A 21267-nucleotide genomic window follows, 5' to 3' on the forward strand; every position below is an offset into this window, starting at 1 on the left:
TGAGGAAACTAAGATAAACCGCCTGATTATAGGGAGTTCACAAGGTAGATACCAGTTTGCAGTGGAGCAAAGTATCAATAATTTCCCTGATCGAACAACATTAAAACAGAGCAAACGATTACATTCACTCTGCAAATATTTGTGATCTAGATTACTCTACCAAAGTGAAGCTGATCGGGTCCGGTTTCGCTTTGCCTTGCCAATATAACTGGGCGCAAATTCGCTCCGCCAAATCCAAATACAGCGCGGTATGTTCACTGTCTGGATGTGCCACGACGGTTGGATTGCCCGCATCAATATCTTCACGCATCTGAATGTGCAGCGGAATTTGCGCCAATAGCGACAAACCATATTCCGCCGCTAGCGTCTGCGCGCCACCGACACCAAAAATGTGCTCTTTTTCGCCACAATGGCTGCAAATGTGGTAGCTCATGTTCTCAACCAGCCCCACCACCGGCACATCGACTTTTTCGAACATCGCCGCGCCTTTACGAGCATCCGCCAGTGCCAAGTCTTGTGGAGTGGTCACAATCACCGCGCCCGTCACCGGAATTTGCTGCGCCAACGTCAATTGGATGTCGCCCGTGCCCGGTGGCATGTCGAGCACCAGATAATCCAAATCGGGCCATTCGGTTTCATTGAGCAACTGGGCTAACGCTTTGGATGCCATCGGGCCACGCCAAATCGTTGCATCGGATTTATCCACCAGATACCCAATCGATTGAGTGGCAATGCCATGAGCCATTACCGGCTGCATCCATTTGTTGTCGCGCACCGTTGGTTTGGCATCCGGCTGACCAAACATCATGGGCACAGATGGCCCATAAATGTCGGCATCCAAAATCCCGACTTTGGCTCCGCAAGCGGCAATCGCCAAGGCTAAGTTCCCGGCGGTGGTTGATTTACCCACCCCGCCCTTAGCTGAGGTGACCGCAATGATGTTCTTCACCCCTTTCAGCGGATGAGTGACCTGCGTTTCCAGCGCTTTGGGTTTGACTTGAATCGCGTATTCAAACGGCGCAACCGCGTGTGACGCTTGTTGTGTGGTCAGCCACTCGGTAAGCGCTGCGACAACACCGCGGCAGGCAAATGGCAGTTCAATCACAAACGCGCCCGTCGGGGCCACAGACACAATACCAGCGGTTGATGCCCAATCGGCCACCAAATTCGGATGGGTAAATTGACTTAACCAGGAACAGAAATCCTGTTTGGACGTAAACGTAAGCATAAGTCCTCCTTTTGAGGTCATGCTATCACTCTCATGCATCAGACAGAACCCTTAAAAAGTTAAGGCTTTGCCCCTACTCACGCCTTGGCGTTAACAGCGTCATCAGGTAGTATTATCTATCACATTAAATACCTATCAAACAAAGCGAATAATTAAGTATGGCAACTGAACCAAGAAAACTTTTGGTAACTTGTGCCCTTCCGTACGCTAACGGTTCGATCCACTTAGGTCATATGCTTGAGCATATCCAAGCGGATATTTGGGTTCGTTACCAGCGCCTACGCGGCAATATTGTAAACTTCATCTGTGCTGACGATGCTCACGGCACGCCAATCATGCTTAAAGCGCAACAGATGGGTATGACTCCGGAAGAGATGATTGCTGCGGTCAGTGAAGAGCACCAAAAAGACTTCGCAGGTTTTGATATCAGCTTTGATAACTACCACAGCACACACAGTGAAGAAAACCGGGAACTGGCTTCGCACATTTATCTGGAACTGAAAAAGAACGGCTTTATTTCAAGCCGCACCATTTCTCAGCTGTTTGACCCTGAGAAAGAGATGTTCCTGCCAGACCGTTTTGTGAAAGGCACCTGCCCGAAATGTAAATCAGAAAACCAATACGGCGACAACTGTGATGCCTGTGGCGAGACGTACAGCCCAACTGAACTGATCAATCCAAAATCAGCGGTTTCTGGCGCGACACCAATCATGAAAGATTCTGAGCACTTCTTCTTCGATCTGCCTCAGTTTGAAAGCATGCTGAAAGAGTGGACACGTTCTGGCTCACTGCAATCTGAAACAGCCAACAAAATGCAGGAGTGGTTTGAATCTGGCCTGCAACAGTGGGACATTTCCCGCGATGCGCCTTACTTCGGTTTTGAAATCCCGGGCGAGAAGAACAAATTCTTCTACGTGTGGCTGGATGCGCCTGTCGGCTACATGGCGTCTTTCAAAAACCTATGTAATAAGACAGACGGTCTAGACTTCGATGAGTACTGGAAGAAAGACAGTACCGCAGAGCTGTATCACTTCATCGGTAAAGACATCGTTTACTTCCACAGCTTGTTCTGGCCAGCGATGCTGGAAGGCAGCGGCTTCCGCAAACCTAACAACGTGTTTGTGCATGGCTACGTGACGGTAAACGGCGCGAAGATGTCGAAGTCGAAAGGGACGTTCGTGAAAGCGAGCACTTACCTAAACCATTTGGATCCAGAGTGTCTGCGTTACTACTATGCAGCAAAACTAAACAGTCGTATTGATGACTTGGATCTGAACCTGGAAGACTTCACGCAACGTGTCAACGCAGACGTCGTGAACAAGATTGTCAACCTGGCATCACGTAACGCAGGCTTCATCACCAAACGTTTCGACGGCAAACTGTCTGACAGCTTCGCCGAGCCTGAGCTGTACAACGAATTTGTCGCAGCAGCCGATCGCATCGCTGAGCTGTATGAAGCGCGTGAATTCGGTCGCGCCATTCGTGAAATCACAGCGCTGGCAGACAAAGCCAACCAATACGTTGATGAAAAAGCACCTTGGGTGGTCGCAAAACAGGAAGGACAAGATCAAGCGCTGCAGGATATCTGTACCGTGGGCATCAACCTGTTCCGCGTGCTGCTGACTTACCTGAAACCTGTGATGCCGGGCCTTGCCGCGCGCACAGAAGCTTTCCTGAACCAAGAACTGACTTGGGACGGCGTGGCTCAACCGCTCACTGGTCACACCATCAGCGCGTTCAAAGCCCTGTTCAACCGTATCGATCCAAAACACATCGAAGCGATGATTGAAGCGTCACGCGAAGAAGCGGCTGCCGAGAAAGCCGCCGCAGAAGCAGCAGCGCCAAAAGCACAAGAAACTGAACTGAGCAAAGACCCGATCGCAGCAGAAATCGAGTTTGATGATTTCGCGAAAGTGGATCTGCGTATTGCCAAGATCGTGTCGTGTGAATCGGTACCGAAAGCAGACAAACTGCTGAAATTCCAATTGGATATCGGTGGCGAAATGCGTCAAGTGTTCTCAGGCATCAAAGCGGCGTACAACCCAGAAGATCTGGTGGGCAAATACACCGTAGTCGTTGCCAACTTGAAACCACGTAAGATGAAGTTCGGCATGTCTGAAGGCATGATCCTCGCCGCAGGCCCAGGTGGCAGCGAGTTGTGGATCCTTGAACCCCACGACGGTGCACAGCCGGGTATGCGTGTGATGTAATCATCCCATCCGCGAACACCATCTGACCATCAAAAGCTCTCGGCGCTCACCTGCCCGAGGGCTTTTTTATTGAACCAGCTCACACTTTTAGTTCACATTGCACAATTCGAGTGCAAAACATTTGTTTTATTTTTGTTAACTAATTGATTTATAAAAATAAAAAACTTGGCATCAAGACTGCTAACTCATTCGTAGTATAAACACTAACAAGGAGTTGGTTATGTTTGTCTTTATCTCGATGCTCATTTCAATCGGCATACTGTGCCTGATGTTCTTCTTTGCCAAACAAAGAGAATCGACCCTTCAACGCAAATACGAACTGCTCGTCGACCTGCGCCAGTTGCTCTATTTATGTCGCCAACACCGCAGTGCAACGCATCATGCACTGATGTTTGGTGAACACCGCGAGACGGAACTGAATCACCTGCACGACTTGATGCACGAAAAATCCAACCATTTGATCGCCACGGCTCACTTTGACAACAAACCCATGTATCGCATTTTACAGTTGAAGCTCAAAGCATTGATGAAAGAATGGTCTGATCGCACCATTGCGCGCAACCAAATGATCCACGGCAAAGCAATTCGTCACTGCATGTTCTTGATGGATGAAGTCATGCTGGCGTGGCTAGTGGAATCTAGCCGTGAAGATTTGAGCGATGAGTACCACATGAACTGGCAGCAAGTCATCGACACCATGGACGCCCTGACGCAACTGCGCATCTGCATTGAAGACATGCACACGCACGACGGCCGTTCACGTATGCAACACTACTGCGATTTGGTCCGCCGTAAACTGAACCAATTGGCGCTGATCAGCCCGCTGTCGATCGCCTCACCAGCGTGCTCCAAAGCCATGCACACACTGGCCGAATTGCATGACAATCCGATGTATGACATCGATGCCGAACAGGTCTATCAATTGACGTCCGATGTATCGCTGAGCATTGCCCATGTATATGACCAGATGCTGGCTGATTTAACTGAAAGCCTGTATCTACCGCTCCCCAAGCTGGTGATTGCGTAAAGGCCAAACGCCAGACATAAAAAAACGCCACCCGAAGGTGGCGTTTTTGATGAAATTTGATGAAGCTTATTTCAGCATTTTACGTGCAGCTTCAACCACAACTTTGATAGAGCGCGCTTCGGTTTCTTTCAGCGTTGAATGGTCTGGGATCTCTTTCTGCGTGCGGTTGATGATCACACCCGCCACACAACCCGCTTTCAGACCTGAACTTGCACACATGGTCAGCAGCGTGGCTGATTCCATTTCAAAGTTCAGCACGCCCATTTCTTGCCACTCTTTCATCGAGCCTTGGAAACGACGTACCACACGACCTGTGAACGTGTCGTAACGCTCTTGGCCTGGGTAGAACGTATCGCTGGATGCAGTCACGCCCATGTGAACGGTCGCACCGCTCTCTTCTGACGCCTGTTTCATCGCAGTTGCCACTTCAAAGTCAGGCACTGCAGGGAACTCCATTGGCGCAAAGTGCAGGCTTGCACCGTCAAGACGTACAGAGCCCGTAGTCACAATCATGTCACCCACGTTCACGTGAGGCTGAATCGCACCAGTGGTGCCCACACGAAGGAATGTACGAACACCCAGTTGCGCCAGTTCTTCAACCGCAATCGAAGTTGATGGGCCACCGATACCTGTTGAACACACCACAACGGATTGACCATCTAGCTCAGCGCGGTACAGCGTGTATTCACGATGGCTTGCCAGGAACACAGGGTTTTCCATCAGTTCCGCGATCTTTTGCACGCGTGCAGGGTCACCCGGAATGATCGCCAATGTTGCACCATTCAGATCGGCTTCAGTAACACCAAGGTGGAATACGGCTTGAGACATAAGTTACTCCTTCATTGTGGCTTATTCAGCTCATAAATATGTTTGGGTACCGTGCTACTTTAACGGAGCCGACCCAAACAGTAAGTGATAGCAATCACAAGATTTAACGCAATAAATAGTTACATTTCAATAAAAATAGATCTTAATCACATAAAAGCATGATTCTGATGCAACTATGCGCAATATCACTACCAACGCTGAATACCGTGACATGGCAAGGCCCACCCTTGCCATGAGTCAGTATAGACACAAACATTGCTACTTCTTGAACTTTAACAACCGCAGCGCATTTAATGTCACCAGCGCTGTCGCGCCACTGTCAGCAAGGACCGCCACCCACAATCCCGTCACGCCCAGTAAACTGGTGACTAAGAAAATGCCCTTTAGTCCCAATGCAATGGTGACGTTTTGACGAATGTTGCTCAAGGTCGCTCGGGAGAGCGCAATCATACTGGCCAGTTCGGTCAACCGGTTGTGCGTAATCGCTGCGTCTGCGGTTTCCAGCGCGACATCCGTTCCGCCGCCCATCGCAATGCCAATATTCGCTTCTTTCATTGCGGGCGCATCGTTGATGCCATCGCCCACCATCGCGACGTGATGCTGCTGCGCCAGTTGGCGCACAAACTCCACTTTGTCTTCCGGCATCAAGCTGGCCTCAAAATCCATATTGAGCTGGCTGGCGATCGCCGCGGCACTGCGCGGGTTATCCCCGGTCAACATGGTGGTCGTAATGCCCATGCGATGCAGATCCGCGATGGCTTGCTGCGCGTCGTCTCGCAACGTATCTTGCCAAGCCACCAAGCCAATCACGCGCTCGTCCTCAAACGCAACGACCACGGTTTTTCCCTGCGCTTCGAGCGTGGCAATGGATTGGGTCACCGAAGCTTCCAGCGTGATATCGACCTTGCTGGGCGCCAACACACGATACTGCTGCTCACCAATACGCCCGCTCACACCGCGGCCAACCAAGGCTTGTTTATCCTCCGCAGGCGGTAACACAACGCCGCGGTGCTGCGCGGTGTCCACCAGCGACATCGCCAACGGATGACGAGAGCCCTGCTCGATGGCCGCAGTCACCGTCAACAATCGCGCTTCCGACCAACCGGAAAATGCAACAAGGTCGGTCACCTGTGGTTTGCCTTGGGTCAACGTGCCGGTTTTATCAAACGCCACGGTTTGAATACGGCCGAGTTGCTCCAGCGCCGCGCCGCCTTTAATCAGCGCGCCACGACGCGCCCCCGCAGCCAGACCCGATGTAATCGCCGCCGGTGTGGAAATGACCAGCGCACACGGACACGCAATCAGCAGCATGGCTAAGCCACGATAGACCCACGTTTCCCAAGGCTGGGCAAATAACAGTGGCGGCACCGTGACCACCAACAGCGCCACGACCATCATCAGCGGCGTGTACCAACGGCTGAATTGGTCTAAGAAACGCTCCATCGGGGCTTTGCGGGCATCCGCCTCTTCGATCAGATGCAGAATGCGGTCAATCGCATTCTCGCCCTGACGGGAGGTAATTTTCAGTTGGATGACTCGGTCAACCACCACGGCACCTGCGACCAACTGATCGCCTTGATGATGGTCAACTGGCAGAGATTCACCGGTCAGCGCACTTTCATCCAGACTGGCTGCGCGCTCGAGCAGCACGCCATCAGCGGGCAAACGACCACCGGGGGCCACTTCCACAATATCGCCCGGGTTCAACGTGCTGACCGGGACTTCCACTCGCTGGCCTGAGACCAAACGAACGGCCGTTTCCGGCACCAGTTCCATCAACGATTGCACGCCGCTGCGCGCTTTTGAGGCGGCAAAGGCTTCCAAACGTTCACCGATCAAAAACAGCAGCAAGACCATCGCCGCTTCAACGGTTTCACCCAAGTACAATGCGCCCAATGCGGCCACCGTCATCAGGGTTTCGATGGCAAACGGTGTGCCTGATTTTGCCAATTTCCACGCTTTGCTGGCAATGGGTATCAAACCAGCCAGACAGCTCACGACGAAAATCCAATGCCCACTTTCTGCAGACCATAAGCTCACCAAGGCACCCACCGCCATCAGGGCGGCCAGCACGATGATGCGTAGCGTTTCGGTTTCAAGCAGTGGGTGACGCGGCGAGGTTTGCTCGGCAGTTGATGCCGCTTGATCGCTGTAAATCTTAAAGCCTGTATTGGTCACGGCCTGCTCGATCGCAGTTGCCGTGGCAGCGCTGTTAAACTGCACCACCAACTTCTCGGTCGCAAACAACACCCGCGCATCAACGATATCGCTCAATTGATTCACTGCGGTTTCGATTTTACGCGCGCACGATGGGCAATCCATGCCGGCCACGCGCCAGCTCTGTTTGAATGTTGAGGTGCCCTTGGCGGGGTCGTCTTCGTCAGGGCCATCGGGGCCGCTGCCTGTATCAGACGAGCAACAGCTTCCTTCGGGGGCGCGCACGCCCGCGGGATGAATAGATTGGATTTTTGGACTTGCCGCGCAGCAAGACACAGATTGGATCGCTGGCGCTGCTGATTTTTCTGAGCGACAACCTTCATGTTTGGTACACATAACCGATCTCCTTTTATCAGGCTTGGCTCAATGCTACACCTTGGAGTCTACTCCAAGGTCAAGCGTTATTTCGCATTCTCGCGCTCGGACGCTGAAACAACCGCAGAAACAACAAAAGGCACCGCAGTGCCCTTTGTCCCACATTGTCGCCGTCGCTTAAACCGGATGCTGAAAACACGCGGAGAGGTATTTCCCAATCGCCTGAAGCACGTCACGTCGCGTAATGATGCCCACCAGCTTGCCTTCATCCACCACGGGGTACACCTTCGGTTTGCCCACTTTCATCATTTCGGCCAACTCGATGATCGACATTTCCGGCGAGACCGACAGCACCTCTTGATGCATGCAATCGCTGACAATATGAGTGTCCTGACAGTGGTAACTCACTTTGATCAGCTTTTCCAACAAGTCCTGTTCAGACAAAAAGCCAATCACGCGTTCTTGATCATCAATCACCGGGCCGCCCAAGTGGTTAGAATTCATCACCCGTTCCAACGCTGCCGACATCGACATATCGGGTTTGAAGGTCACGGCTTTCACGGTCATGTAGTCTCTTACTTTCAACGAATCCATCGCGCATCTCCTTAATCGCTCGCAAACTCATGTTGCGTATTTAGTAAGTGTTGACTAATTTCTTGATTTTACTAAATGGAAAACCCCAATTTTGTTGATAGTTTTTTTCGATGAATCCCCGTCCCTTGCACACCACTCGCCTCACGTTTTAACGTCAACACGATAAAATCCGTCTTATTTTTTGTTCCTGCGTGACGAAGCAAGCTTTTCCCTGCGTTTTCATCTATATGTTAATTATTGACTCAACCATCAATAGAGCCAGCTATGGTGAATTCTGTCTTCTACTCAGTGATTACGGCCAACCCGGATCTACTGCATGTGGTGTTTGAAGCCTTGCCCGAGCCCACATTTTTGATAAACCATGACGGCGTGTATGTCGAAGCATGGGGCGGTACCGACACCCAACGTCACCATGACCCCACCAGCATTATCGGCATGAATCAGCACCAAGTGCTCCCACCGGATAAAGCCGCTTGGTTTACACAAGTGATCGCACACGCCATTCACAGCGGTGAAGCGACCGAGCTGGAATACGATTTAGATCCCAAACAGATGCCGTGCTTTGAAGGGTTAGAAGGCCCGACAGACGTGCAGTTTTTTACCGCACTTGTGGTGCCGTTGCCAAACACCGAATACGTGCTTTGGATTGTTCGCAACATCACGGAATACAAGCGAACGGTCGATAAGCTGGCGCGTCACCAACTGGAGTTGGAACACCTGACGCACATCGACCATTTAACGCAGGTGTACAACCGTTACGCCATGGATTCGCTGTTACCACAGGCGCTCGATGTCGCCAAGCTCGAACAGGTGTCCAGCGCGCTGTTTATGATTGATATTGACTGTTTTAAGGAGTTCAACGATCGCTACGGACACCTGCAAGGCGATGAAGCCCTCAAGCAAGTGAGCCAAGCGTTGAATCATTGGAAGCGAAAAGGCGATCTCTGTTTTCGCTATGGCGGAGACGAATTTTTGTTGTTTATTCCTGACATCAGCATCGAACAGTGCGAACACAAAGCACGTCAACTGTTGCAAGACATTCAAGCCTTGCATATTCCCCACCACGCCTCGCGAGTCGGTGACGTGCTGTCGGTGACCATCGGCATTCAGCACTGCCTGCGGCTCGAACCCAACATGACGGCTGAAAAGCTGGTCGCGATTGCCGACAAAGCACTGTTTCATGCCAAACACCAGCAGCGCGGCACACTGCACATTTACTGACGCAGGCAGAATCAAAAAAGCAGAGCCATTCGACTCTGCTTTTGGGTTCATCAGTGGCTTATTGCTGCCAACGTTCTGCTGCTTTGGCGTCCGACTCACGGGAATCGACCCAACGCGTGGCTTCGGTCGTGCGTTCTTTCTTCCAGAACGGCGCTTTGGTTTTGAGGTAATCCATCACAAACTCGCACGCTTCAAACGAAGCACTGCGATGCGCACTGCTCACGCCCACAAACACAATTTGATCGCCAATGTCCATGTCACCAACACGGTGAATAACACGCACATTCTGCAATGGCCAGCGGCGCGCCGCTTCATCACAAATCTCAAGCAAGGCTTTTTCGGTCATGCCCGGGTAGTGCTCCAAATGCAATCCCGCCACATTGTCGCCAAGGTTCATGTCGCGCACTTTTCCGACAAAGGTCACCACTGCACCGGCTTGTGTACCCGCAGAAAGTTGCGCGTACTCATCGGCAACGGAAAAATCCTGTGTTTGAACAGAAACTCGATTGTCCATATTAACCTCCGGTCACAGGGGGGAAGAACGCCACTTCATCGCCATCATTCAGCGCGAAGTCCATCGGCACGATCGCCTGATTCACGGCCGCCAACAGCTTGCCGGGTTCCAGTGCCAGCGACCACTTCCCTGGCTGCGCAGCCAAATGCGCACGCAAGGCTTCAACGGTGGCAAATGACGCGTCCAACGTCAGCGCGTCGCAGCCGACCAACTCGCGGGTTTGCGCGAAAAACAGTACTTTGATCATGCATCCACCTTAAAGTGACCCGATTTGCCGCCGGTTTTTTCCAACAGACGAACCTGTTCAATCACCATGTCTTTTTGCACGGCTTTACACATGTCGTAAATGGTCAATGCAGCAACGGAAGCAGCGGTCAGCGCCTCCATTTCCACGCCGGTTTTTCCCGCCAATTTGCACACAGATTCAATACGCACGCGGTTTTCCGCTTCAATTGCTTCCAATTGCACTTCGACTTTTGACAGCAGCAGTGGATGGCACAGTGGAATCAACTCCCAAGTGCGTTTCGCCGCTTGAATCCCCGCGATACGAGCCGTCGCAAAGACGTCCCCTTTGTGATGTTGTCCCGAGAGGATCAGTTGCAACGTTTCCGGTGCCATCTGCACAAAAGCTTCAGCACGCGCTTCACGAACGGTGTCGCTTTTCGCGGAAACATCCACCATGTTCGCTTCACCGGACGCGTTGATGTGGGTCAGTTGACTCATGACGCCCCCTTACACCGACAGGTGCGGCATAAAGTTACATGGGCGATGGCTGGCATCCATTTGTTGGCGAATGATCTTCGTCCAACCAGTGCGACACGCGCCGGTTGAACCCGGCATCGCGAAAATCACTGTGTGGTTGGCAAAACCGGCAACTGCGCGAGACTGAATGGTCGAGGTGCCAATTTCTTCATAAGACACCATGCGGAACAACTCGCCAAAGCCTTCCACTTCTTTATCAAACAGCGGTTTCAGCGCTTCTGGCGTGCTGTCACGTGATGTAAAGCCAGTACCGCCTGTGATCATAATCGCTTGCACGTTTTCATCGGCGATCCACTGAGACACCACCGCGCGAATTTTGTACATGTCATCGATCACGATTTGTTTGTCGATCAAGCGATGACCGGCTTCCTGAAGTTGTTCGGCGAGGTAACGACCAGATGTGTCGTTCTCTTCTGTGCGCGTGTCAGATACCGTCAGAACGGCAATATTAGCAGGCTGAAATTTGCTTTCTGCGTGACCCATGAGTCCACCTTTATCAATAATCGTTGAATGTGCTGTCGGCCAGGCCCGTAAGCCCAGCAGAAAAAGAGAGTTAACCGCCAATTGACGCCAAATGCGGCGTCATTCCGGTATTGCCATCATGCAGGAAGTGGCTGACCGATTTGGTTTGCAGTTGGGCTTGAATGCGCTCAATCAAGGCTTGGTTTTGTCCGTCCTCTTGCATGAGATCGCGCAGCTCAACACCGTGCTCGCCAAACAGACACAGGTGCAGCTTACCAAGCGCAGAGATGCGCAGGCGATTACAACTGGTACAGAAGTTTTTCTCGTACGGCATGATGAGGCCAATTTCACCTTGGTAATCGGCATGTACAAACACTTGCGCCGGACCATCGTTGTTGGCGCGCGCTTTGAGGATCCACCCATCAGCAATCAGTTGATTGCGAATCGCCGTGCCTGACACGTGATGGCGGTTGAACAGATCGTCCATTTCGCCGGTCTGCATTAATTCGATAAAACGCAGTTGAATCGGACGATGTTTAATCCAGTTGAGAAATTGAGGCAGTTCCAACGCGTTCAGGTCCTTCATCAACACCACGTTGACTTTGACCTGCTCATAGCCGACTTCAAATGCACGGTCGATGCCTTGCATCACCTGATGAAAACGGTTTTCGCCGGTAATTTGGTGAAACATGCGCGGGTCTAAGCTGTCGACACTGACATTGATATGGGTTAAGCCCGCCGCTTGCCACTCTTCAACACTTTTCGCCATGCGATAACCGTTGGTGGTCGTCGCCACTTTTTGAATGCCCGGGGTCGATGCCACCGTATGAATAATGTCAGTAAAGTCTTTGCGTAGAGAGGGCTCACCGCCCGTAATGCGCACTTTGGAGGTCCCGCACGTGGCAAACGCATTCACAACACGTTTGATCTCCGGCAGGGTTAAAAAAGAGGAATTCTTATTCCCCGACGGGTGATACCCATCAGGTAAGCAATAAGTGCATTTAAAGTTACAGACATCTGTAACCGATAAGCGTAAGTAGTAGAACTTACGCTGAAAACTATCTTCAAATTGTTGCGCCACGTCACACCTTTCCAAACACGGGAGGCATAACCATTTCCAACTATGCCCTTGTGGCTCGAGACCACTGGCTTATTCACCATATCCTACCGCAGGACTTAGCTGAATAAGCTCGGAGTAATGGCAACTAATGCGCCCACGTTATGGGTTACTCATTAGCAGCTGCTTGGTAAAATACTTAAAAAGAGTGCGGGATTCCAGTGTAAACGCGAAAAAAACTTGCGTGTTACTCAAATTACCCCGAAATCATTATGAGATATAAATCGTATCCTCTAAATTGTAGCGGATTGTAAAAATATAAGAAGAAGAGAGATGACTCTGTATCAAAACAAAAAAGTGGTCGCAATTGGCGGTGGCCACGGTTTAGGACGCATGTTGGCTGCGTTAAAAGTGTTTGGGGCCAATGCCACAGGCATCGTCACCACCACCGACAACGGCGGATCCACCGGGCGCATTCGTCATTGCCAAGGCGGTATTGCGTGGGGCGACACCCGTAACTGCATTAATCAGCTCATCACCGAACCGTCGATCAGTTCGATGATGTTCGAATATCGCTTCAAAGGCGCCGGCGAGCTGGATGGCCATAATCTGGGCAACTTGATGCTCACGGCGTTGGATCATCTGTCCGTTCGCCCGCTGGAAGCGATCAATTTGATCCGCAGCATGCTGAAAGTGGATGTGAATATCGTCCCGATGTCCGAGCACCCGTCTGATCTCAAAGCGCTGTCGATGGATGGCAAATGGGTGACCGGCGAAACCAGCGTGGATGAAATGCAGCAGGATTTACGTCGTCTGGATCTTGAACCTGAAGTTCCGGCCACACGTGAAGGGGTCGTCGCGCTGTCTGAAGCTGATGCGATCATTCTGGGCCCTGGTAGTTTTCTCACCAGTATTATGCCGCCGCTGCTGCTCCCTGAACTCGGTCAGGCCATCGAAAACAATCGCCACGCGAAACTAATTTTCGTGGAAAACTTATCGCCCGAATATGGCCCCGCAGGTCGCATGACGCTGCGCCAAAAGCTCGAGTGGTGCGAGCGCGCCTGTCATGGTCGAAAAATTGATGTGGTTCTGGGGGATGAAGCGCATGCGGATTTAGACAGTGACTGGAATTGCGTCACCCGTGATTTAGCATCACCCAACCGCGACTGGCGTCACGACCGGGTGAAATTGCGTAAAGCCATTGAAGAGCAGTTAAGCAATTAACTGCGCATAGCTCTGACGTGTATGCTGGATAAGGTCAATCATCATGGCCGTATCCAGCGTTGCATCAATGGTACTTCCCAGCTTCGCGCGACTGTCAATGTCAATCGCTTTCGCACACAATTGATCCGCACCAAAACTGGCGGCACTGCTTTTCAGGGCGTGGCTAATTTCTTTGAGGTATTCCAGCTTATCGCCAAAGGTGACATCACTGAGATTGTTGCGATAAGTATCGAGTTCACCTAAGAAAATCTCCACCAATACCGGGACGTTTTCTTCACCAATTTCTTGGGCCAGATTATCAATTTTGCTGAGATTCATCAGTTCCATGTGCGCTTACTTTTCCTTTTCCTGCACCTTTTCATTCCAGGTTTGCAGCTTGCGGTAGATGGTGGATGGACTGACATCCAAATAGCCCGCAGCACGCGGAATATTGCCATCACAGGCCTCGATTGCTTTTTCGATCGCCTGCTTTTCTGTCATCCATAACGGGAAAATTTCATGCACCGACACCGGCGCTGGGCTGGCTTTCGGGACATTGATGCGTGAGTCACTCAATTGGTTCAGCGGTGGCGGCAGCATTGTCAGCGCAATTTCACGCCCTTCATTAAGCACCACCACGTTGCGCAGCACGTTCTGCAGCTGGCGCACGTTCCCCGGCCATTCGTACTGTTTGAAGCGCTCTACGACATCTGGCGCCAAACGCACAAAGCCTTTGCCTTCTTCTTTCGACATGTACCCCAGTAGTGAATACGCGATTTCAATCACATCATCGCCGCGCTCACGCAAAGGGGGCAGATGCAACGGAATCACGTACAGACGGTAATACAAGTCTTCACGAAAACGCCCTTCTTGCACTTCTTTCCAAGGGTCACGGTTGGTCGCACACACAAAACGCACGTCCACACTCTTCATTTTAGACGATCCGACTTTCTGGAAGGTCCCGGTCTGAATAAAACGCAGCAGCTTGGTTTGCAGATCCAAATCCATTTCACACAGCTCGTCCAAGAACAAGGTGCCGCCATCGGCCAGTTCTGCCGCGCCCTGACGATCCGTCGCCGCGCCAGTAAACGCACCTTTGACGTGACCGAACAACTCACTTTCAATCAGATCTTTGGGAATGGCCGCACAGTTAATAGCAATGAACGGCTTGTCGCCGCGCTTGCTGGCTGCATGGATGGCTTCGGCGCACACCTCTTTGCCGGTACCACTTTCGCCGGTAATGAAAATACTCGCTTTACTGGTGGCCGCAGAGTCGATGGTGCGATACACCGCCAACATGGTCTGGCTGCTGCCAATGAACCCTTGGTAATTCTGATTACCCGGATTGTCGGTCTCGTTTTTGAGTTTGTTTGCCTTGCGAATGGCGTTGTTGACCGTCACACGCAAACGGTCGGCTTCGCACGGTTTGATGAGGAAATCTTGCGCGCCGTGGCGCATGGCTTCGACGGCGGTATCAATGGAGCCATGCGCCGTCATAAAAATCACCGGCACATCCGGTGAACGCTGTTTCACCGCATGCAAGACGTCCATACCCGTCATGTCCGGCAGGCGCAGATCGAGGAGGATCAGATCCGGCTCGCGATGGGCGATACTCTCGATCGCTTCACGTCCCGTTCCGACAATGTTGATATCGATCTCGAGCGGTGTCAGGTACGAACGATACAACGCCGCAACCGACGCCGTGTCTTCGACCATCAGCAAATATTTCGCTTTATGATGAATATCATTTAATTGCATAGCCTAGCCATTTATCGTTTGCATTTTGCTTAATAGTCGCATTTGAAGTTGCATTTTGCAAATTCAAAGCCATATTACCGTAAAAATAATGTCAGAATTTTCTTAGAATCACACAGATACAAACTGGCACAGAATATGCTTTTATTGAATTGACCCGAGAGGGTCACCTAGCCAACTGACGTTGTTAGTGAATATGATATTCACGATATAACAGCCAATAGAACCGTTTCTATTGGCTATTTTTTTAGCTGTTGACGATGAACTGCTGGCGCAATGCCTCAAGTTGGTCACGTTTTTCCGCTGCCAATTCAAACTCCAAATCCTGTGCATGTTTGTACATCTGAGCTTCGAGTTTGTTGATCTCTTTTTCCAACTGCTGTGGTGTCATAGTATCGTAGCTGGCTGACGTTTCCGCAACTTTCGCCAATGGCACAACTTTGCTGGTGCGCTGTTTACGCGATTTCGTGATATCTCCCAACTCCATGATATCTTTCACATTACGTTTCAATGCTTGGGGTTGAATGCCCATGGCTTCATTGTACGCTTGTTGTTTTTCACGACGGCGGTTGGTCTCATCCATCGCTTTTTTCATCGACTTGGTGATGTTGTCCGCGTACAGAATCGCTCGACCTTCCAGGTTACGTGCTGCGCGGCCGATGGTCTGAATCAATGACCGCTCCGAACGCAAGAAACCCTCTTTATCGGCATCCAGAATCGCCACCAGCGACACTTCCGGCATATCCAGACCTTCACGCAGTAAGTTAATGCCCACTAACACGTCAAACAGCCCTAAACGGAGGTCACGAATAATTTCCACCCGCTCCACAGTATCGATGTCTGAGTGTAGGTAACGTACTTTCACATCGTGTTCATGTAGGTATTCGGTTAAATCTTCCGCCATGCGTTTGGTCAGCGTCGTCACCAGCACTCGCTCATCTTTCGCGGCGCGAATACGAATCTCAGACAACAGATCGTCAACCTGAGTCGCCACTGGGCGAACTTCCAATTCAGGGTCAAGCAAACCGGTCGGACGCACCACTTGATCGGCGATGTCGTTGCCCGATTTTTCCAACTCGTAATTGCCTGGCGTCGCCGAGACAAAAATGGTTTGCGGCGCCAATGCCTCGAACTCTTCAAATTTCAGGGGGCGGTTGTCCAGTGCCGATGGCAGACGAAAACCATATTCCACCAACGTCTCTTTCCGGGAACGGTCACCTTTATACATCGCGCCAATTTGTGGCACCGTCACGTGAGATTCATCGATCACCAATAACCCATCGTGAGGCAGGTAATCAAATAGGGTCGGAGGCGGCTCGCCTTCCGAACGGCCACTGAGATATCGCGAGTAGTTTTCAATCCCCGAGCAGAAACCCAGCTCGTTCATCATTTCGATATCAAACTGAGTGCGTTGCGAAATACGTTGCTCTTCCAACAGCTTATTATTGTCGAGCAAGTATTGGCGACGTGACGCCAGCTCCACTTTGATGTGCTCGATCGCCTCAAGAATACGCTCGCGCGGGGTGACATAGTGGGTTTTAGGATAGACCGTAAAACGAGGCAAATCGCGCTGCTTAATCGCCCCCGTCAGCGGGTCAAAAATACTGATGCACTCCACTTCATCATCAAACATCTCCACGCGCACGGCATCTTGGTCTGACTCTGCCGGAAAGATGTCTATCACTTCGCCGCGTACACGGAACTGACCGCGTTCAAATGCCACATCGTTGCGTGAATACTGCAACTCCGCCAGCCGACGCAGCATGTCACGCTGATTAATCACATCACCACGGCGCAAATGCAACATCATTTTCAGATAAGAATCCGGGTCACCCAGACCATAAATCGCCGACACTGACGCCACGATAATCGCATCTTTCCGTTCTAACAGTGCTTTGGTGGCCGACAGACGCATCTGCTCAATGTGGGCGTTGACCGCCGCATCTTTCTCGATAAAGGTATCGGTAGTGGGCACATACGCTTCAGGCTGGTAATAGTCGTAATAAGAGACGAAATACTCCACCGCATTGTTCGGAAAGAAACTTTTCATCTCGCCATACAACTGGGCAGCCAAGGTTTTATTCGGTGCCAGCAAAATCGTCGGACGCTGCGCTTTCGCGATCACATTCGCTAAGGTAAATGTTTTCCCTGAACCCGTTACCCCAAGTAGCGTCTGGTGAGCCAAACCCGCATCGACACCGTCTAACAGTTGTCGAATGGCTTCGGGCTGATCACCAGAAGGTTGATACTCGGAGACCAATTCAAATGCTTTGCTCATGTCGTCCTCATTATGCCTGGGTATCTATACAGTTTATTGTCGCTTTACGTCCCCACCAAAGGCAAGCAAATATTCCGCTTGTGGCGACGAATCGACCAATCCTCAATGCCTTCATCAACATACGGTCAGCTTGTGCTTTCGATCGCGTAAAAAATTGAAATAGTATTGGCTTCTAAAAAATGACTTTGGTATTATTCTCAGCCCTATCTGCCGTCCGGCACCTTTTCTCCTAAAAAATAATCCACGGGTTTTCCCCAGTTTTTCTAAATTTAACCTCAATTTAACATCCATTACCATTCAATTACTCAGTTAGATCTTCTGTGGATAATTAAGAAAAAACCAATAAAACCAACCCAATAGCCATAAATGGAAATCGATTGCATCGTGCAATTTAGTCACACGTGGTCTAGAAAATATAATTGCTCAAGATTCATTAACACACTTATCCACAAATTTAGTGGATAAGTAAATCAAGCGCATACCCTGTAAGGGGTACAGAAAAGTAAAGCGTTTCGAAGAAATTTTTTTCGCCGATTTTTCAGCCGCAAAGGTTGACACACCAATCTCAGCTCGCTACCATCCGCCCCGCATTCAGCAATTCCCCCTTAGTTCAGTCGGTAGAACGGCGGACTGTTAATCCGTATGTCGCAAGTTCAAGTCTTGCAGGGGGAGCCAAATTCGAAAGCCCAGCGAATCAATCGCTGGGCTTTTTTCGTTTTATCTCGTCGAAAATAGAGAGCATATCTCGATGACATTTTCCGCCCCTGAGTCAACCCCGGCTGAATCCCGCTGACACTAACCATACGGCCGTGTGCCCTGCTCTCACCTATCGCGCCTTGTCTTGTCATCCAGTCATCCAGTCATCCAGTCATCCAGTCATCCAGTCATCCAGTCATCCAGTCATCCAGTCATCCAGTCATCATTTTTTGTATAAAAACGACTATAGCCATCTGTTTTTAAAATTAATGCACAAAAATCATTTAAAAAATGAAAAGCATTCATTTTACTCATACAGATTAAATCCATACGATTTCAGTGGTTAAGAATGGTTCCGTCCACTCGTCGCCTCCATTCTATTTATCAATAACTTAGGGATTTATTTATGACTATTCCGACCACTGATATGCTCGACGCATGGGCTGGGTTTACTGCCGGTGAATGGCAGCACTCGGTCAATACCCGTGATTTCATTCAGAGCAACTACACCCCGTACGAAGGAGACGAGTCCTTCTTGGCTGATGTGAGCCACTCAACCTCAACACTCTGGAACCAAGTCCTCGAAGGCATCAAAGAAGAAAGCCGAACGCACGCGCCAATCGATTTCGATACGGATCTACCGTCAACCATCACCTCTCACGACGCCGGTTATATCAATAAAGCGCTCGAAAAAATTGTCGGCTTGCAAACCGACCAACCGCTCAAACGCGCCATCATTGCCAATGGTGGTATTCGTATGGTGAAAAAATCGTGCGAAGTGTATGGCCGTGAACTGGATCCGACCGTTGAGAAAATCTTTACCGACTATCGCAAAACGCACAACACCGCCTGTTTCGATTTGTATACCAAAGACATTCTCGCTTGCCGTAAATCTGGCATCATCACGGGCCTGCCCGATGCCTATGGTCGTGGCCGCATCATTGGTGACTACCGCCGCCTTGCTTTGTACGGTATCGACTTCCTAAAAGCCGACAAGAAAGCGCAGTTCGATTCCACACAAACGTTTCTTGAACACAGTGCTGATTTAGAAAAAATGTTGCGTTTGCGCGAAGAACTTGCCGACCAAATTCATGCGTTGGAAGACATTCGCCAGATGGGGCTGAAATACGGCATCGACATGTCTTTGCCAGCTAAAAACGCGCAACAAGCCATTCAGTTTACCTATTTTGGTTACCTCGCCGCCGTGAAATCACAAAATGGCGCGGCGATGTCTCTGGGACGGACATCCACATTCTTAGACGTCTATGTGGAACGCGATTTGGCGTCAGGGGTGATCACAGAAGCACAAGCGCAAGAACTGATTGACCACTTTATTATGAAGTTGCGCATGGTGCGTTTCTTACGGACGCCAGAATATGATTCCCTTTTCTCAGGCGATCCGATTTGGGCGACAGAAGCCATGGCGGGAATGGGCGTTGATGGCCGTACACTGGTGACAAAAACGACATTCCGTTACCTGCATACGCTGCACACCATGGGGCCTGCACCTGAACCCAACATGACGATTTTGTGGTCAGAGCAACTACCAGCGGCATTCAAACATTACGCGGCCAAGATTTCGATTGAGACCTCTTCTGTTCAATACGAAAACGACGATTTAATGCGACCTGATTTTAACAACGATGATTACGCCATCGCCTGTTGCGTCAGCCCGCAAATCGTGGGCAAGCACATGCAATTCTTTGGCGCTCGTGCAAACCTTGCCAAAGCACTGCTGTACACCATCAACGGCGGTGTGGATGAGAAATCTAAAGCACAAGTCGCGCCAGCCACCGAGAAAATGCTAGACGCCACGTTAGATTTTGATGCAGTGATGACTCGCTTCGACAGCACATTGGATTGGCTCGCCACCCAATACGTCACCGCCTTAAACATCATTCACTATTCCCACGACCGCTACAGCTACGAAGCCTCTCTCATGGCACTGATGGATCGCGATGTGTATCGCACCATGGCCTGTGGCATTGCCGGGCTCTCCGTTGTGGCGGACTCTCTCGCGGCCATCAAGTACGCCACCGTGACGCCGATTCGTGATGAAGAAGGTATTGCGGTCGATTTCGACATCCAAGGCGACTATCCAAAATTTGGCAACAACGACGCACGTGTCGATGACATCGCATGCGACTTGGTGGAACGCTTTATGAAAAAAATTCAGCGGATGCACACCTATCGCGAAGCCGTTCCGACCCAATCGATACTGACCATCACGTCCAACGTCGTCTACGGTAAAAAAACCGGCAACACACCGGATGGCCGCCGTGCAGGCATGCCGTTTGGCCCCGGTGCTAACCCAATGCATGGTCGAGATGAAAAAGGCGCGGTCGCGTCATTGAGCTCGGTGGCGAAGCTGCCATTTGCTTACGCAAAAGATGGTATTTCCTACACCTTCTCCATTGTGCCCAATGCGCTTGGCAAACATGAAGCCGCGCAGAAGCAGAACTTAGCGGCATTGATGGATGGCTACTTCCACCACGAAGCCCATGGTGACGCTGCGATGGTAGAAGGCGGACAACACCTGAATGTCAACGTCATGAATCGCGAGATGCTGTTGGATGCGGTTGAACACCCAGACAAATACCCGCAGTTAACCATCCGCGTGTCAGGGTATGCCGTGCGTTTCAACTCACTAACCCGTGAACAACAACAAGACGTCATCACTCGAACGTTCACGAACAAGCTTTAATCGCCTGTTCGCGATCGGCCACACACATCACGGATAACAAGGCCGATCGTTAAACGCTTTGCTCGCATCCCTGTCCTACCTGGCGGATGCGAGCTTTTTTGCATTGCCACATAACCTCATCGCCACAAACAGCCCTCCAGCGCTTCCTTCAGCCCCGCTCAAATCACAATATCAACGGGTCGACATTCGACGACGA

17 protein-coding genes, 1 tRNA gene and 1 riboswitch are annotated in these 21267 nt (G+C 50.8%); of the genes, 6 read left to right on the forward strand and 12 right to left on the reverse strand.

All coding sequences use genetic code 11. The annotated features are described in order from the left end of the window. Positions 1-151 precede the first annotated feature (151 nt). The gene (apbC, locus tag VFA_RS09920; RefSeq protein ID WP_004726629.1) at positions 152-1228 is read right to left on the reverse strand and encodes an iron-sulfur cluster carrier protein ApbC; all 1077 of its coding nucleotides are present in this window, start codon (positions 1226-1228) and stop codon (positions 152-154) included. Between the two features lie 158 nt (positions 1229-1386). Here apbC and metG point away from each other — a divergent pair, with 158 nt between their 5' ends. Next, entirely contained in the window at positions 1387-3438 is a 2052-nt protein-coding gene (metG, locus tag VFA_RS09925) for a methionine--tRNA ligase (protein WP_038151364.1), read from the forward strand. Positions 3439-3658: 220 nt separating this feature from the next. After that, positions 3659-4465: a hypothetical protein gene (locus VFA_RS09930; RefSeq protein ID WP_004726631.1), complete on the forward strand. Its 807-nt coding sequence runs from the start codon at positions 3659-3661 to the stop codon at positions 4463-4465. Positions 4466-4531: 66 nt separating this feature from the next. Here VFA_RS09930 and udp read toward each other — a convergent pair whose 3' ends face one another. The 3 genes from udp to VFA_RS09945 all read right to left on the reverse strand — a co-directional run bounded on the left by udp (position 4532) and on the right by VFA_RS09945 (position 8419). Continuing rightward, a complete protein-coding gene (gene udp, locus VFA_RS09935; RefSeq protein ID WP_004726632.1) occupies positions 4532-5293 on the reverse strand; it encodes a uridine phosphorylase in 762 nt (253 codons plus the stop codon). A 258-nt stretch (positions 5294-5551) separates the two neighbouring features. Further along, a complete protein-coding gene (locus tag VFA_RS09940; protein ID WP_004726633.1) occupies positions 5552-7846 on the reverse strand; it encodes a zinc/cadmium/mercury/lead-transporting ATPase in 2295 nt (764 codons plus the stop codon). Positions 7847-8002: 156 nt separating this feature from the next. After that, complete coding sequence (locus tag VFA_RS09945; RefSeq protein WP_004726634.1) at positions 8003-8419, reverse strand: CBS domain-containing protein; 417 nt, start codon at positions 8417-8419, stop codon at positions 8003-8005. Between the two features lie 267 nt (positions 8420-8686). Here VFA_RS09945 and VFA_RS09950 point away from each other — a divergent pair, with 267 nt between their 5' ends. Then, positions 8687-9640 carry a sensor domain-containing diguanylate cyclase gene (locus VFA_RS09950; protein WP_172475415.1) on the forward strand — a complete coding sequence of 318 codons (954 nt, stop codon included), beginning with the start codon at positions 8687-8689 and terminating at the stop codon, positions 9638-9640. Positions 9641-9698: 58 nt separating this feature from the next. Here the strand turns inward: VFA_RS09950 and moaE are convergent, their stop codons facing one another. The 5 genes from moaE to moaA all read right to left on the reverse strand — a co-directional run bounded on the left by moaE (position 9699) and on the right by moaA (position 12459). Continuing rightward, positions 9699-10154 carry a molybdopterin synthase catalytic subunit MoaE gene (gene moaE / locus VFA_RS09955; RefSeq protein ID WP_004726636.1) on the reverse strand — a complete coding sequence of 152 codons (456 nt, stop codon included), beginning with the start codon at positions 10152-10154 and terminating at the stop codon, positions 9699-9701. A 1-nt stretch (position 10155) separates the two neighbouring features. Further along, entirely contained in the window at positions 10156-10401 is a 246-nt protein-coding gene (moaD, locus tag VFA_RS09960) for a molybdopterin synthase sulfur carrier subunit (protein WP_004726637.1), read from the reverse strand. Next, positions 10398-10877: a cyclic pyranopterin monophosphate synthase MoaC gene (moaC, locus tag VFA_RS09965; RefSeq protein ID WP_004726638.1), complete on the reverse strand. Its 480-nt coding sequence runs from the start codon at positions 10875-10877 to the stop codon at positions 10398-10400. Before moaC ends, moaD begins: the two co-directional genes overlap by 4 nt. Positions 10878-10886: 9 nt before the next feature. Continuing rightward, positions 10887-11399, reverse strand: coding sequence for a molybdenum cofactor biosynthesis protein B (gene moaB / locus VFA_RS09970; protein WP_004726639.1), 513 nt, complete (start codon positions 11397-11399; stop codon positions 10887-10889). A gap of 70 nt (positions 11400-11469) precedes the next feature. Next, positions 11470-12459: a GTP 3',8-cyclase MoaA gene (gene moaA, locus VFA_RS09975; protein WP_004726640.1), complete on the reverse strand. Its 990-nt coding sequence runs from the start codon at positions 12457-12459 to the stop codon at positions 11470-11472. Then, a riboswitch (molybdenum cofactor riboswitch) is annotated at positions 12448-12586 on the reverse strand. It overlaps the preceding gene by 12 nt. Before the next feature lie 182 nt (positions 12587-12768). Between moaA and VFA_RS09980 the strand changes: the two genes are divergently transcribed. After that, entirely contained in the window at positions 12769-13659 is an 891-nt protein-coding gene (locus VFA_RS09980; RefSeq protein WP_004726641.1) for a YvcK family protein, read from the forward strand. Here the strand turns inward: VFA_RS09980 and luxU are convergent. The 3 genes from luxU to uvrB form a co-directional block, all read right to left on the reverse strand. After that, on the reverse strand, positions 13648-13986 hold the full coding sequence (luxU, locus tag VFA_RS09985) for a quorum-sensing phosphorelay protein LuxU (RefSeq protein WP_004726642.1): 339 nt from the start codon (positions 13984-13986) through the stop codon (positions 13648-13650). The genes VFA_RS09980 and luxU overlap by 12 nt on opposite strands. Positions 13987-13992: 6 nt before the next feature. Continuing rightward, positions 13993-15396 carry a quorum-sensing sigma-54 dependent transcriptional regulator LuxO gene (luxO, locus tag VFA_RS09990; protein ID WP_004726643.1) on the reverse strand — a complete coding sequence of 468 codons (1404 nt, stop codon included), beginning with the start codon at positions 15394-15396 and terminating at the stop codon, positions 13993-13995. A gap of 244 nt (positions 15397-15640) precedes the next feature. Further along, complete coding sequence (gene uvrB / locus VFA_RS09995) at positions 15641-17671, reverse strand: excinuclease ABC subunit UvrB (RefSeq protein ID WP_004726644.1); 2031 nt, start codon at positions 17669-17671, stop codon at positions 15641-15643. A 599-nt stretch (positions 17672-18270) separates the two neighbouring features. Here uvrB and VFA_RS10000 point away from each other — a divergent pair. Continuing rightward, a tRNA-Asn gene (locus VFA_RS10000) sits at positions 18271-18346 on the forward strand. A gap of 427 nt (positions 18347-18773) precedes the next feature. Continuing rightward, the gene (gene pflB / locus VFA_RS10005; RefSeq protein WP_038151366.1) at positions 18774-21071 is read left to right on the forward strand and encodes a formate C-acetyltransferase; all 2298 of its coding nucleotides are present in this window, start codon (positions 18774-18776) and stop codon (positions 21069-21071) included. Positions 21072-21267: the final 196 nt, after the last annotated feature.

This window comes from Vibrio furnissii CIP 102972, assembly GCF_000176175.1.
Classification (GTDB): Bacteria; Pseudomonadota; Gammaproteobacteria; order Enterobacterales; family Vibrionaceae; genus Vibrio; species Vibrio furnissii.